General features: G+C 70.9%; 15 protein-coding genes. 5 read left to right on the top strand and 10 right to left on the bottom strand.

Going from position 1 to position 13,793, the window contains the following annotated elements; translation table 11 throughout:
- The first annotated feature begins 18 nt into the window (after window positions 1-18).
- Entirely contained in the window at window positions 19-732 is a 714-nt protein-coding gene (locus tag OERS_RS12535; protein WP_068626014.1) for an SDR family oxidoreductase, read from the top strand.
- 118 nt (window positions 733-850) lie between these two features.
- On the opposite strand, the gene OERS_RS12530 is transcribed toward OERS_RS12535, so the two are convergent.
- From OERS_RS12530 to OERS_RS12490, 9 genes are all read right to left on the bottom strand, one after another.
- Complete coding sequence (locus OERS_RS12530) at window positions 851-1,654, bottom strand: strictosidine synthase (protein ID WP_248948543.1); 804 nt, start codon at window positions 1,652-1,654, stop codon at window positions 851-853.
- Between the two features lie 31 nt (window positions 1,655-1,685).
- Window positions 1,686-2,543, bottom strand: a complete 858-nt coding sequence (locus OERS_RS12525; protein ID WP_068626013.1) for an alpha/beta fold hydrolase — start codon at window positions 2,541-2,543, stop codon at window positions 1,686-1,688.
- Between the two features lie 47 nt (window positions 2,544-2,590).
- Window positions 2,591-3,586, bottom strand: coding sequence for an NADP-dependent oxidoreductase (locus OERS_RS12520; protein WP_068626012.1), 996 nt, complete (start codon window positions 3,584-3,586; stop codon window positions 2,591-2,593).
- 43 nt (window positions 3,587-3,629) lie between these two features.
- The gene (locus tag OERS_RS12515) at window positions 3,630-4,367 is read right to left on the bottom strand and encodes an alpha/beta fold hydrolase (protein ID WP_211268476.1); all 738 of its coding nucleotides are present in this window, start codon (window positions 4,365-4,367) and stop codon (window positions 3,630-3,632) included.
- 351 nt (window positions 4,368-4,718) lie between these two features.
- The gene (locus OERS_RS12510; protein ID WP_068626010.1) at window positions 4,719-5,483 is read right to left on the bottom strand and encodes an SAM-dependent methyltransferase; all 765 of its coding nucleotides are present in this window, start codon (window positions 5,481-5,483) and stop codon (window positions 4,719-4,721) included.
- Between the two features lie 104 nt (window positions 5,484-5,587).
- The gene (locus OERS_RS12505) at window positions 5,588-6,424 is read right to left on the bottom strand and encodes an MBL fold metallo-hydrolase (protein ID WP_068626009.1); all 837 of its coding nucleotides are present in this window, start codon (window positions 6,422-6,424) and stop codon (window positions 5,588-5,590) included.
- 136 nt (window positions 6,425-6,560) lie between these two features.
- Entirely contained in the window at window positions 6,561-7,313 is a 753-nt protein-coding gene (locus OERS_RS12500) for a DinB family protein (protein ID WP_068626008.1), read from the bottom strand.
- Between the two features lie 48 nt (window positions 7,314-7,361).
- Complete coding sequence (locus tag OERS_RS12495) at window positions 7,362-8,378, bottom strand: diacylglycerol kinase catalytic domain-containing protein (protein ID WP_068626007.1); 1,017 nt, start codon at window positions 8,376-8,378, stop codon at window positions 7,362-7,364.
- Between the two features lies 1 nt (window position 8,379).
- Window positions 8,380-9,432: an SPFH domain-containing protein gene (locus tag OERS_RS12490; RefSeq protein ID WP_068626006.1), complete on the bottom strand. Its 1,053-nt coding sequence runs from the start codon at window positions 9,430-9,432 to the stop codon at window positions 8,380-8,382.
- A 97-nt stretch (window positions 9,433-9,529) separates the two neighbouring features.
- Here OERS_RS12490 and OERS_RS12485 point away from each other — a divergent pair, with 97 nt between their 5' ends.
- The gene (locus OERS_RS12485; RefSeq protein ID WP_068626005.1) at window positions 9,530-10,324 is read left to right on the top strand and encodes an NUDIX hydrolase; all 795 of its coding nucleotides are present in this window, start codon (window positions 9,530-9,532) and stop codon (window positions 10,322-10,324) included.
- 4 nt (window positions 10,325-10,328) lie between these two features.
- Here OERS_RS12485 and OERS_RS12480 read toward each other — a convergent pair whose 3' ends face one another.
- Window positions 10,329-11,309: a helix-turn-helix transcriptional regulator gene (locus OERS_RS12480; protein ID WP_068626004.1), complete on the bottom strand. Its 981-nt coding sequence runs from the start codon at window positions 11,307-11,309 to the stop codon at window positions 10,329-10,331.
- A 108-nt stretch (window positions 11,310-11,417) separates the two neighbouring features.
- Between OERS_RS12480 and OERS_RS12475 the strand changes: the two genes are divergently transcribed.
- The 3 genes from OERS_RS12475 (at window position 11,418) to OERS_RS12465 (ending at window position 13,596) form a co-directional block, all read left to right on the top strand.
- On the top strand, window positions 11,418-11,894 hold the full coding sequence (locus OERS_RS12475) for a VOC family protein (RefSeq protein ID WP_068626003.1): 477 nt from the start codon (window positions 11,418-11,420) through the stop codon (window positions 11,892-11,894).
- Window positions 11,895-12,067: 173 nt separating this feature from the next.
- A complete protein-coding gene (locus OERS_RS12470; RefSeq protein WP_082618509.1) occupies window positions 12,068-13,318 on the top strand; it encodes an inorganic phosphate transporter in 1,251 nt (416 codons plus the stop codon).
- On the top strand, window positions 13,315-13,596 hold the full coding sequence (locus tag OERS_RS12465) for a hypothetical protein (RefSeq protein WP_068626002.1): 282 nt from the start codon (window positions 13,315-13,317) through the stop codon (window positions 13,594-13,596). The genes OERS_RS12470 and OERS_RS12465 overlap by 4 nt, the downstream gene beginning before the upstream one ends.
- Window positions 13,597-13,793: the final 197 nt, after the last annotated feature.

Below are 13,793 nucleotides of genomic sequence, written 5' to 3'. Positions count from 1 at the left end.
AGAAGAAGGAAGCAGAACATGTCATCACTGAACGGCGCCGTCGTCCTGGTCACCGGAGCCAACGGCGGGATCGGGACCCACTTCGTCCACCAAGCACTGGCCCGAGGAGCGAGCAAGGTCTACGCCAGCGCGCGCACCCCCCGCACCTGGGGCGACGAGCGCATCGTCCCTCTTGCCCTCGACGTCACCGACCCCGTGTCGATCGCGGCCGCGGTCCAGGCTGCCCCGGACGTGACGGTGCTGATCAACAACGCAGGCGCATCGGTGTCCAGCGCCGGCATCCTCACCCACACCGATGAGGAGATCCGTGCCAACGTCGAGACGAACTTCCTCGGCCCGCTCTTCCTCACCCGGGCTTTTGCCCCGATCCTCACGGCGAAGAGCGAGTCGGTGATCGTCGACATCCACTCCGCGCTGAGCTGGTACGCGGTCGCCGGCATCTACAGTGCGACCAAGGCCGCCCTGTGGTCGGCCACCAACTCCCTGCGACTCGAGCTCGCCCCTGCCGGGGTCCAGGTCGTGGGAGTGCACGTCGGCTATGTCGACACCGCGATGGCCGCGCACGCCACCGACCCCAAGACCGACCCGGCCGACCTCGTGCGCATCGTGTTCGACGCCGTCGAAGCGGGTGAGTTCGAGGTCCTGGCCGATCAGACGTCCGTGCAGGCCAAGGCCGGGCTCAGCGCCCCCCTCGAGCTGGTCTATCCCCAGCTGGTGAACGCGAACGCCTGATCCTACGAGCGGGCTGCGCCGCGGTGCCGGTGACCGCGGCGCAGCCCGCACCAGTCACGACGAACAGCGCAACGGCGGGCGCTGAGCTCCGGTGCACCGAACTTCTTCTGCCGGCTGGCTACTCCTCGTAGTGGGGCAGGATCTTGCCGTTCCTCACGTAGGTCAGTGCGGCGTCCGCGTCATAGGCGTGGATCGCGGACACGTGCGGGGCGAGCAGCTCGGTGAGGTGGCCGGCGTGATCGTCGTAGAACGCGTCGCGGGCAGCGTCGTCGCTGAAGCCGAGGATGACCGAGGCGTGCAGGTGCTGGTCGTCGGGGTTGTCGTGGGCGACGTTCGGGGTGTCCCACGTCTTCTCGTTCCACGGCAGGAACACCTGGGTTCGCAGCTCTTTCAGGCCGCCCGTCGTGAGGAGCGCGGGGGTGAGGTCCTTCTTGACGAACGTGTGGAACGCGACCGTGCCCTCGCCGTCCCCGCGGCGCAGGTAGATGATCGCGCGGGACCCGGGCTTCCCGCCTGGGGCGACGTCGTACCAGCGGGAGGATCCGGGAGGGCCGGCATGCAGGAGCGTGCGACGGAAGATGTTCACCTCGTCCTCGAACGCCAGTGCGGTCTGCTTGCGGCCGACCAGCGGGGACAAGGCGTTCTCGAAGGTGACCTCGGCGATCCCGTCGATCCGCCGATCCTCCGGGATTGCCGTCTCGATGCCGGAGGCGTTTGGCCAGCGGCCGGGGTTGTGCTCGGCGAGGTGGATCTGCCGGTACTCGAGAAGGCCGGGGGTGGCGGAGATGATGCCCGAGTGAGGGCCCTTCCACCGGTCCATGCCCGCTTGCCGGGGCTGGTCGGTGCGCATCCACAACAGGATGGACGAGGTGAAGTGCTTCGACACCTCCGGTGTCGTCGTGACGTTGCCGCTCATCTTCATGCCGTCCGTTCTCTTCGTGTGCCGTCGGGCGCTAGTCGGTGAGGAATTTCGCGGCGACCGGGGCGAACTTCTCCCAGTACTGGAAGATGCCGCCGTGGCCGGAGTTGGGGTAGATGATCAGCTCCGAACCCTTGATGCGCTGGTGCAGGTCTGCGGAGAGGATGGAGGGCACCATGCGGTCGTTGTCGCCGTTGGCGATCAGGGTCGGCTGAGTGATCACCGAGAGATGCGACGGGGCCGAGCGGCCGTACCGCTGGATCGCTTTCAGCTGCGTGCCGAACGCCTTGTTGGAGATCGGCGCGTCACGGTCGACGGTGCGCTCCTTGAGGCGTTCCACGAACGCCTTCCCGGCCTTCTTGCCGACCTTGTCCCGGTTGAAGAAGAGGAACTCCTTCGGGTCCGACCGGGTGATGACCGACCGGAAGATGTCCCAGTACGTGACTCCCACGACCTTGTCGATGTTCCTCCCGCCGCGGGGGCCGGTGCCGGTCAGGACGAGCTTGCGGACCAGGTCAGGGTGCTTGACGACCAGGTCCTGGGCGATCATGCCGCCCATGGAGAAGGAGAAGATGTCGATCTTGTCGAGACCGAGCGCGGTGATGAACGTGTAGGCGTCGTCAGCGGCCGCCTCGAGGGTGTGGGGGACGGTGCCTGAGGAGGCGCCGACGCCTCGCTGGTCGAACGTGATGACGTGACGGGTCTTCGCGATGGCATCCACGATGCGTGGGTCCCAGTTGTCCAGGGTCGCGGCCAGGTGGACGAAGAACACGACCGGGATACCGCCCTTCGGGCCGAGCTCACGGTAGGCGAACGTGACCTCTCCCGCGGTGATGCTCTTTGCCGGGGCCTTCGCGTAGGACGTGATGACGGGCTCTTGGCTGGAGGTCATGATGTCTCCCTCGAGGTTGGTCGTGATCAGGACTCGTCGGAGACGGGTCAGGGGTTGGTGATGACGGCCTTGCCGCGAACCTTGCCGTGGGCAAGGGCGTCGAGGGCCTGAGCTGTCTGGTCGAAGGAGAACGTCTTCCCGACGACGGGGCGCAGCGCCCCCTTCTCGACGAGGGCGGTGATCTGGCGCAGCTGGTCGCCGCTGGCGCGCATGAGCAGGAACTCGTAGGTCACGCCGAGCTTCTTGGCCTGGCGACGGATCGTGGCGCTCAGTGCGGTGATCGCGAGGCGCAAGACCGGGTTCAGGCCTGCCTCGCGGGCAAAGGCCGGGTCCGGGGGGCCCGAGATCCCGATCGCCTTCCCGCCGGGCCGGAGCACGCGCAAGGACTTCTCGAGGTTCTGCCCGCCCAGGCTGTCCAGGACCAGGTCGTATCCGTCGAGGAGCTCCTCGAAGTCCTGGCTGCGGTAGTCGATGACGGTGTCCGCGCCGAGCTCACGGACGAAGTCGGCGTTGGCCGCGCTGGCGGTCGTGGCGACGTGCGCACCCAGGTGCTTGGCGAGCTGGATCGCGATCGTGCCGACGCCGCCGGCGCCGGCGTGGATGAGGACCTTCTGGCCCGGTTGCACCTTCCCGCGCTCGACCAGTGCCTGCCACGCGGTCAGGGCCACCAGCGGCAGGGATCCGGCCTGCTCCAGGCTGATCGATGCGGGCTTGAGTGCCAGGTCGGCTTCGTCGACGGCGATGCGTTCGGCGAAGGTGCCGATCCGGCCGTCGCGCGGGCGAGCGTAGACCTCGTCACCCGGCTCGAACCCCTGCACCTTCGCACCGACGCGGACCACGGTCCCGGCGAGGTCGTGGCCGAGGATCAACGGGAGCTTGTACGGCAGGATCTGCTTGAACTCGCCGGTGCGGATCTTCTCGTCGAGCTGGTTCAGCCCGGCGGCCTGCACCCGTACGAGCACGTCGTGCTCGCCGACGGCCGGTTCAGAGACGTCTGTCTCCTGCAGGGGGCCCTTGTACTTGTCGAACACGAACGCTCGCATGATCTCTCTGTCTCCTACGGATCTGTCGGTGGGGTGATGGTGGTCAGCGACGCAGGAAGTCGCGCGCGGCGGCGACGAACGCGCTGTGATGCTGAAAGACCGCGCCGTGCCCTGAGTCCGGGTACATCGTGACCGAGGCGGCAGGCAGGAGGCCTGCCAGGGCGGCGGCGTTGGCCGGTGGCACCATCCGGTCGCTGTCGCCATGGACGATCCACACGGGCCCCGACCACACCGACAGGTCAGCGGGCTGCTGGCGGCCCCAGCGATGCACGGCGGCCAGCTGTGCCCGGTAGACGCCAGGACTGACGCCCTTCTCTCGCATGCTCCTGCGCTCCCTGAGCCGCACGATGTACTCGCGAGCGGCCAGCCTTCCAGCAGGAGTGCGGGTGAAGAACAGCAGGACCCTCGGATCGGTGAACGTGACCGCAGCACGAAGCACGGTGCTCACCATGACGCGAGTCATGGCAAGAATCCCCGGCCCACCCGCAGGCCCGGAGCTTGCCAAGATCAGTCGATCGATCGATCCCGGAGCCTTCGCGGCCATCGCCTGGGCGACCATGCCGCCCATCGACAGACCGAACAGATCGATCCGATCGAACCCCAGGCCCTGGATCGCTCCCATCGCGTCCGCGGCCATCTCCTCGATGGAGTCGCGAACCTGCCCGGTCGATTCCCCCACACCGCGGTAGCCCAGAGCGATGACGCGACGATCCTGCGAGAGCCCCTCCAGGATCCGCGGATCCCAACCGTCCAGATTCGCCCCCAGATGCGTCAGAACCACCAACGGGACCCCAGATCGCGGCCCCAGATCGCGATACACGAGACCCGCACCCGCAACGTCGACCACCCGGGTGGGCGCCTCCGAGAGACCAACGGCCCTTGCTGCTCCGACATGCCAGATCCCCTACCCGACGACCGTCCCGACTCCACTCAAGTCTGAGCGTAGTCAGAATTGCTGTCAAGGGCATCGCCGATCCGACCCGCACCGTGGCGGGCTGACGCAGTCTTGCGGCGAGAGAGCCATGTTCTCCCTGGCGACGAGCCGGGTGGGAGTCTGTAGCAAGGAGGTGGCGCGGCAGGGGCAGTCTGGGTGCGTCGGACCTGGATCTCGACGCTACCTGGAGACGGATCTTCAGGGACTCGTGACGGTCGCCCGGCCCGGGTGCAGGACCAGCGTGACGAACCCCAGACCGCCTCGGTACCCCTGGAGCCAGCCGTTGCGGTGCTTCTCGACCTCGGAGAGCACCTCACCCGCGTCAGGGTGGTCCGGGTTCTCGACCGCCCAGCGTGCCGGAGCCCCGGTCCACGCCCACTCGTAGTCGTCCCACTCCTCGAGCGTGCTGACGTGCCCGTGCACCGTCGCCCACCCGTGCCGCGTCACGAGGTCGACGGTGCCGGGCAGGTCGAGGTACTCGTCCGCCGAGAGGCCACCGAGGCCGTCGAGGACGGCCGCTGTCGGAGGCGCAGGCCAGAAGCAGTCACCGAGCAGGAGCAGACCGCCGGCGGCGAGGTGGCCGCGCGCGGCCTCGAGCGTGGGGCCGAGGCCCCCGAACGCGTACGCCGCGCCCACGCTGAGCACCGCGTCGAACGGCGCCTCGCTCACGTACTCCCGGACGTCGCCCTGAACCAGCGTCAGCCGGTCCGCCATGCCCGCGGCAGCAGCCTTGGCCCGCGTCTCCTCGAACCCGACGTCGGACATGTCCACCCCCACCGCGGTGAGGCCGGGTTCCCGGCCCAGCGCCCGCAGCAGCCACGTGCCGTCACCGCACCCGAGGTCGAGCACGCTCCGTCGGCCGCCCGTCGTCCGGTCGAGGAGGCCTTCGACGCGGGCATCGCTCAGCGGCGACGCGATCGGGTGCTCGGAGTGCGCCAGGCGAAAGAGGGTGGATCGTTCCATCCCCGGACCCTATGCGAGGAGCGACGGTCGCTCTGCCGGTGCGGATCGGCGCTCCGTAGGCGTGATCCTTCTGCGGTGCGTCAGCGGCTCGTGAGTCGGAGCCTCTAGCCGGGCAGCTCGTCGCGCTCTCTTCGTCGTGCGACGCCCTGGGCCTGTCCCTCGTGGATGTCGTTCACCCATTCCCAGCCGGGCTTGGCCGATGGGCCGATCCGCGGGTCATCGGTAGCGGTTCCGTCTCGTAAGGCATGCACGTACGACCGGTCCAGGTCGATCCGTGCACGTACCTGATCAGCTCCGCAGACGGACCCATGGCCAGGAACGAGGACGGCGACGTCGTCCGCCGCGTCTTCGAGCACCTGGAGCCCCACGAGGTACTCCTCGATCGGATCGTTGGTCTCTCCGAAGTCGTCGAGCATGGGGACGAAGAGGTCGGAGAGCATGTCGCCGGCGACGAGGACGCCGCGCGCTTCGATCAGCAAGGCGGCATGACCGGGAGCGTGCGCCGGATGCTCGACGATGTGTGCCTCCGGGCCGTCCCACGGGATCCGCGCGGTTCCGGCGGGCAGGCCGGTGATGAGGCCGTACCCCTCCAGCGGTGTCTCTTCGGCGATCTCTGGTGGCAGGCCATCGGCGGCGCGGTCCCTCCAGTCCGGCTGCGACCGCACGTCGCGCATGACGGCCGCGCAGCGAGCCGTCCCGTAGCGGGGGGCGTCGCCGAGGCCAGGGTGCCAGAGCACGTGATCCCAGTCGGGATGTGTCGAGAAGCCGGCCACGACCGGCATGCCCAGCTCGCGCAGGTCCTCGGCCAGGCAGGCCATCTCGGAGCGCGTCAGTCCCGGGTCGACGACCAGGACGCCGGTCTGGCCCTGTACGACGACGGTGTTGATCTGGAGCAGCTCGCTCCGATGGACCATCACGCCCTGCGCAACCTGCTCCAGCATGGGTGCTTCCTCTCGCTCGCTCGCTCCCAGGTCTGACCGTGGTGCGGGGCGGAACTCATCGCCGGGCGGCGCAGTGTTCGTAGGCGACGAGCTCACGACGGCAGGAGTGTCCCCTCGGGCCCACCCGGCCCGGGCCTCACGGCGACGCGAGCGGGGCCCCACGCAGCAGAGCGAGATCCCGCCGGACGTAGCGCAGGTGCGCCCACTCCTCCTCCAGGATCACGCGCACGCAGTCCCCGACGCTGGGATGCCAGTCTCCGCCGCCCCAGGGGTCGTCGCGTTCCTCCGCGAGCAGCTCCGGGGTGGCCGTGGCCAGGAACGCGGTCACCTGCCCCTGCCGCTCGGCCCGCACCGCGAGGATCTCCTCGTACGTCGGTGTGTCCGTGCGGAAGATCGACATGTCGAAGCCCATCTCGCCGGCGCCGGTGAAGATCTGCCCGATCTCGTGGAACGGTTGCTCGATCCGCAGGATCCCACCGCGGAGCCAGGCGTCCGTCGCCAGGACGAGGTGACGCAGGGTCTGGGCCAGCGACCACTCGTCCTCCACGTGGGCGTCCACCAGGTCCGGAGGTGTGCGCTCCACCGTCTCCTGCCACGCGGACTGCACGGCGACCCACCCCTCGCGCAGCCCTTCGACCGTCTCCGACTTCTGCAGCTCGCGGCCCGGGAACTGCCGGTTGAGCTCGGCGTCCACGAACGGCACCACGTCGACCCCGTTGACGATCAGGCTGCCGAAGAACAGGTCGTGGCTGTCGACGTCGAGCCCGTCCAGGTCGACGCCGCGCATCCTCACGCCGCTGACGTCGGAGAACCGCAGGGTGGCGCCCTTGAAGCTGGCCCTGACGAAGGTCGCGCCCTCGAACTCCTTCGTCCCGGAATAGGTCGTCATCCCTCCACCATGACCGACCTCGGGCGGTCCTGCCCGGCGACGACCAGGTCACCCCACGACCAGCCGCAACCGGTTCTCCCCGACCCGCACCGTGACCTCCTGGCCCCACGACGCGACGAGCCGGTCCGACTCGACGCCGTCGCCGAACACCACGAGCTGGTCCGACTCGACCGTGAGCCGGAGCTCGCCGCCCGCGTCGAGCAGCCCCTCGGTCAGGTCTGCTCCCGTCGCGGGTGACGGCCACGCCTCGCGCACGAACCATGCGAGTGCCGGGTCGGTGGGGCCGGGGAGCCGGCGTCCGCCGCGCTCGCGAGCGATCGACGCGCACCACCCCGTGGCCCCGGCCCCCGTCGCGACGATGACCCCTGACGAGGACTGGCGCTCGTTCCTGACGGATCCGCGGGTCACGCCTCGACCGCCGGACGCGTCGCCCGGACCGTCCGCCGCGATCCGGTAGCGCGCCGACTGGTGCGACGGGTGACCGACGAAGACCTCGTTGAGCGCGGTGAGGACCTGACCGTCGTCGAGCGACGCCCGGACCGTGGTGAGGTCCTCGGTCCGCAGCCCGAGCACGTGGCTCGTGGCGCCGTCGTCGGGCCCGCTGGGCGCGCGCCCGCCCGTCTCGTGAGCTGCCGTCGCTGCTCGCGTCGCGCGGCCCGCGCGCTGCAGGAGCCCGACGGCCGTCGGGACGTCGAGCCGGACGAGCGCGCCAGCGTTGGTCCCCGGCTCGGGGTCGACGCCCAGCACGGGCTGGTCCGTGAGGTACTTGGCGACGTTCGCGACCAGGCCGTCCTGCCCGACCACGACCACGACGTCCTCGGGGGCCACGAGGAACCGGCCGAGGTCGGCCCGCTCGACGTCGGCACGACGCCACTCCTCGGGGATCGCGGCGGCGACCCGGGCTCGCGCCGCGGTCACGGTGTCGTGCCGCTCCTGGACCGCGGCAAGGGTGCGGCCGCGCGAGCGGAGGAAGAACTCGGCCTGCCCACGGGTCGCGTGCCGGTCGAGGAGCTCGTCGAGCTCGGTGCGTCGGTGCACGACGACGGCCCGCCGCTGGAGGGGCACGTCAGGCTCCCCGGTGGGCGGGGGCCACGGGGCCGCCCGCGCCCGCGCCGGCGGCCGAACCCGCTCCCGTGAGCGCGGCGAGCGCCCCGCTGAGGAGGTCGGGCGTGATGGTCAGGCTGCCGATCTTGGGCAGGGCCCCGGCGAGGTCGCGCATCGCCACGGCCAGGATGGTCGACCGGTCCATTCCCTCGTAGACGTCCATGACGGTCCGGAACTTCGCGTTGTTCGCCTCGCCGATCCGGCGGATCTCCTCGGCCTGCGCGAGCGAGGTCAGGTCGCGCCGCTCGGCCGCGGCCCGGGCCTCGACGAGGGCGGCAGCCGCCGCCTCCTCGGCCTCGCGCCGCGCGTTGGCCCCCTCCTGCGCGACGAGCTGCTCGCGCCGCGTCGCGAGCTCGATCCGGCTCGCGAGCTCGTTCTCCGAGATGGTGCGCTCGCGCTCGACCGCGAGCGCCCGCCGCTCGTACGTCGACCGGTCGGCCTCGGCCTGGACGTGCTCGCGCAGCGGGGTCTGCAGGGCGCGCTCGACGTCGCCGTCGGGACGGACTGCGAGCACGTGGACCCCCAGGACCTCGATGCCCGTCGAGGCCAGCCGGGCGTCGGACCCCAGCGCCTCGACGAGCTGGGCCCGGACCTGGCTCACGCCCTGCTCGAGCGCGGTCGTGAGCGGCACGGCTGCGAGGTGGTCGATCGCGTGGCTCTGCGCGAGCTGGCCGATGATCGTCGCGACCTGGTCCCGGCCCGTCGTCGTGGCGGCGCCCGAGTCGGGGTCGATCCCGAAGTCGAGGCGCTGCGAGACGACCGCCGGGTCGGCGAAGCGGTAGGTCACGTTGACCTGGACCGTGACGTCCTGGTGGTCACGCGTCGTGGCGTGGAAGAGGACGGGCAGCTCCTGGTCGTCGACCGGCACCTCGCTGAGCACCGACGTGCCTGGCCGGAACCAGAAAGCCTGGCCGATCCCGTGGTGCGCGACCCGCCCCGCCTTGAGGTGGATCACGGCGCCCGTGGGGCTGCCGAGGAAGTGTCGCAGCCAGGGGTAGCGCTTGATGGTGGCCATGGGAGGCTCCGTCCGTCGTCGGTATTTGTGTCACATTGACGATAAGCCTCGAACGTCTTTAGAGTCAACTTGACGATAAGCAGGTAGGGTGGGGAGCATGAGCCCTCGCGAGACGCCCGCGTCACCCGCGGCAGCCACGCCGCCTTCGGCCGCCCGGATCCCCGTCACGGTCGACGTCGTCGCGCTCACGGTCCGCGACGGCACGCTCCAGGTGCTGCTCGTGACGCGCCTGCTCGACCCGTTCCGCGACCGGCTCGCCCTGCCGGGCGGGTTCGTCCTGCCCGCCGAGACGCTGCCACAGGCCGCGGCTCGCGAGCTCGCCGAGGAGACGGGCGTCGCGGTCCCCGGGCACCTCGAGCAGCTGCGCACCTACGGCCCGCTCGACCGGGACCCCCGCGGCCCCGTGCTCTCGGTCGCGCACCTGCTGCTCGCGCCCACCTACGGCCTGCCGGCCGCGGGCAGCGACGCCGCGCAGGTCGGCTGGTACCCCGTGGACGAGGCGCTCGCGGACGGCGCCGGCCTCGCGTTCGACCACCACCGGATCCTGCGCGACGGTGTCGAGCGCGCCCGCGCCAAGCTCGAGTACTCGACGCTCGCGACGGCCTTCTGCGGCCCCGAGTTCACGATCGCCCAGCTCCGCGCGGTCTACGAGGCCGTGTGGGGCACGCGCCTCGACCCCCGCAACTTCCACCGCAAGGCCGTCGGGACCCCGGGGTTCCTCGTCGAGACGGGGGAGTCGACCTCGGGCGGGACGGGCCGGCCCGCCGCGCTCTACCGGCTCGCGCCCGAGGCGGAGCGGGCCGCCAGGGCGCGTGACGCCGTCGGGAAGGACGAGGCCCCTGCGTCGGTGCCCGCCGTGCTCAACCCGCCCCTCATGCGGCCCGCCGGGTGACCGGCTACGGCGTACCTGCTCCACCCGCCGGCTCGCGCGCGCCCGCCGAGTAGAGGTCGGCGAGGCGCCGCAGCAGGTCGCGCAGCTCGGGCGGGTCGAGCACCTCGAACGGGGTGTCGATCGTCGCGAGGAAGCCCGCGACGTCGATCAGCGAGTCCGAGCCGGTCTCCAGGACGCACGTGCCGTCGTCGGACCCCGTGAGGATGCCTGCGGTCGGGGTGACGCGCGCGGCGATCTCCGTCGCGGGCGCAAGGAAGCGGATGCGCGGCCGATGACGCCAGGCGGTCGACCCGACGCCCCGCACGACGTGCTGGGCCACGTCGGGCTCGGGCGGCTCGCGCGGCGTGAACCGCGGTCCGCCCGGGGTGCGCGGGCTCATGCGGTCGGCACGGAACGTCCGCCAGTCCTCGCGCGCGGTGTCCCACGCGAGCAGGTACCAGCGGCGGCCCGTGTAGACGAGGCGGTGCGGCTCGACGTCGCGCAGGGTTGCCAGGCCGTCGCGCCCGACGTAGTCGAAGCGCACGCGCTCCCTGCGGCTGATCGCGGTCGAGACCGCGGTGAGGACCTCGGCGTCGACCGTCGGGCCGCCCGCCGCTGCCGACACGGTCGCGCGGCGCAGCGCGTCGACGCGGTGGCGCAACCGCGACGGGAGCGACCGCTCGAGCTTGGCCAGCGCCCGCACCGACGTCTCCTCGATGCCCGTGACCGACCCCGCGGCCGCGGCCTGGAGGCCCACGGCGACCGCGACGGCCTCGTCGTCGTCGAGCAGGAGCGGCGGCAGCTCGGAGCCCGCCGCGAGGCGGTAGCCGCCCGCGGTCCCGGTACGCGAACGCACCTCGTAGCCCAGCAGGCGCAGGCGTTCGACGTCGTTGCGCACCGTGCGCGTCGTGACGTCGAGGCGCGCCGCGAGGTCCGCGCCCGACCACTCTCGCCGCACCTGGAGCAGCGACAGCAACCGCAGGAGCCGTACCGAGGTATCCAGCATTCCTCGAGTCTCGCAGCGATTGAGGAACCGCACGTTCCACAAGGGTCTCTAGCGTGGGAGACATCAGCACGAACCGTTGCTGGACCGCCCCGGACGAGGAGCCCGACGATGAGCGACACGACCCGCACGACCCCGAGCGCGACCACCGCACGCACCGCTGCCACGACCCCGCGCGGCCTGACGACCGTGAGCTTCTGGTCCGACGACGTCCCGGCCGCGGTCGCCTGGTACATCGAGGTGTTCGGCGTCGACCCGTACTACGTCATGCCGCCCGCGCCGGCCCCGGCCGCGTACGTCGAGTTCCGCGTGGGCGACTACCAGCACGAGCTCGGCATCATCGACCGTTCGTACGCGCCCGCGGGCGCCGCGACGCAGCCCGGCGGGGCGGTCGTCTACTGGCACGTCGACGACGTCGCGGCGACCTACGAGCGACTGCTCGCGCTGGGCGGGACCGAGTACCAGCCCGTGACCCCGCAGGGCGACGGCGGGTTCGTGACCGCGGCCGTCGTGGACCCGTTCGGCAACGTGCTCGGCGTCATGGAGAACCCGCACTACCTCGCGGTCCTGGAGGGGCGCGAGGGGTGAGGAGGATCGGCTGTGCAGTGTCCGGATGGCGAGCCGGAACCGCCCATCCGGCCCGCTCCGCGCAGCCCCCACAGACCCTTTTCGAAGGGCCTTCGAACGCCAGATGAACACCAGGTGAACAGTCGTCGAAGACTCGCCGACTTGGTTCATTCCCCCGTCGAGCACCATTCACCATGGAGTACGTGACCGAGACGATCCTGCTCGCGCTCGTGGTAGTGACGGCCCTGGCCTTCGACTTCACGAACGGCTTCCACGACACCGGCAACGCGATGGCCACGTCCATCGCTACACGTGCCCTCAAGCCCAAGACCGCCGTCGCGCTGTCTGCAGTCCTCAACCTCGTCGGGGCGTTCCTGTCCCTGGCCGTGGCGGCGACCATCGCCAAGGGGATCGTGGACGCGAACATCATCACCCTCGAGGTGGTGCTCGCCGGTCTGGTGGGTGGTATCACCTGGAACCTGCTGACCTGGTTGCTGGGTATCCCGTCGAGCTCCTCGCACGCCCTCATCGGCGGCGTCGTGGGCTCGGTCCTGGCTGCGGTCGGTACGAGCGGGGTCCTGTGGACCGGCGTCCTGTCCAAGGTGATGATCCCGGCGCTGCTCGCGCCCGTGATCGCGATCGGGGTGGCCGCGCTCGGTACCTTCCTGGTCGCGCGCATCACCAAGGACCTGCCGCAGGACACGACGAGCCGCGGCTTCCGCTGGGGCCAGATCGGGTCCGCATCGCTGGTCTCGCTCGCGCACGGCACCAACGACGCACAGAAGTCGATGGGCATCATCCTGCTCGCGCTCATCGCGGGCGGCGCGGTCCCGGCCGACTCGGGCGTCCCGTTCTGGGTGGTCCTCGCCTGCGCGACCTTCATGGCCCTGGGTACCTACCTGGGCGGCTGGCGCGTCATCCGCACGCTCGGCAAGGGCCTCGTCGAGATCGACTCGCGCCAGGGCATGGCCGCCGAGACGTCCTCGGCCGCGGTCATCCTCCTCTCGAGCCACTTCGGCTTCTCGCTCTCGACGACCCACGTCGCGACGGGCTCGATCCTCGGGTCCGGCGTCGGCATGCCGGGTGCGAAGGTCCGCTGGGGCGTCGCGGGCAAGATGCTCGCCGCCTGGGGGCTGACGCTCCCCGCCGCGGGCCTGGTCGGCGCGTTCTGCTTCTGGCTCCAGGACGTCATCGGCGGCGTCGGCGGGACCGTCGCGGTCTTCACGCTCCTCATCGGCGTCTCGGCCGCGATCTGGATCGCCTCGCGCCGCAAGCCGATCTCCGCGGACAACGTCAACGACGAGTGGGACGGCGACGAGACGCCGGCCGCCGTGGTCGACGCCGCCGAGACCTTCACCGTCGTCGCCGCCGAGGCGACGGCCGAGGCCGAGGCCACGGTCGCCGCAGCCCCGACCACCACCCGTCGCGAGGGAGTCCCCGCATGAGCGAGTTCATCCAGTTCGACGCGCTGCTCCAGGTCGTCGTCGCCGGTGCGATCGTCGGTGCGGGGCTGCCCGCGCTGTTCGCGCTGGGCGTCCGCCTGCTCGCCCCCGCGGGGGGCGCCGCGCTCGCGGTGGAGGGTGCGCCGTCGGGCACGGACGCCGCCGGCCCGACGACGGCACGCCCCTCGGGCGTCCGTCTCGCCGCAGCCGTGCTGTGCTTCGGGACCGTGCTGGCCGCGTGCGCGGTGGGCATCTGGTTCCTGGCCTCCGGCGGGCACTAGCAGCGCCACCATTCCCTGACGCGCAGGAGGCCGTCCCGTCGTCACGACGGGGCGGCCTCCTGCGTCGTGAGGTCAGGCCGCCGAGGAGGCGGGCCGCGACGTGGCGTGGATATACCACGTTCGTCATGCAATGTCCGTCATATCGCCTCCTGGGGCGCGATATTGCACGGATCTGTGACAGAGGGCACATCGAGCTC

The organism is Oerskovia enterophila (assembly GCF_001692445.1).
Classification (GTDB): domain Bacteria; phylum Actinomycetota; class Actinomycetes; order Actinomycetales; family Cellulomonadaceae; genus Oerskovia; species Oerskovia enterophila.
This window is presented reverse-complemented; position numbering and strand designations above follow the sequence as displayed.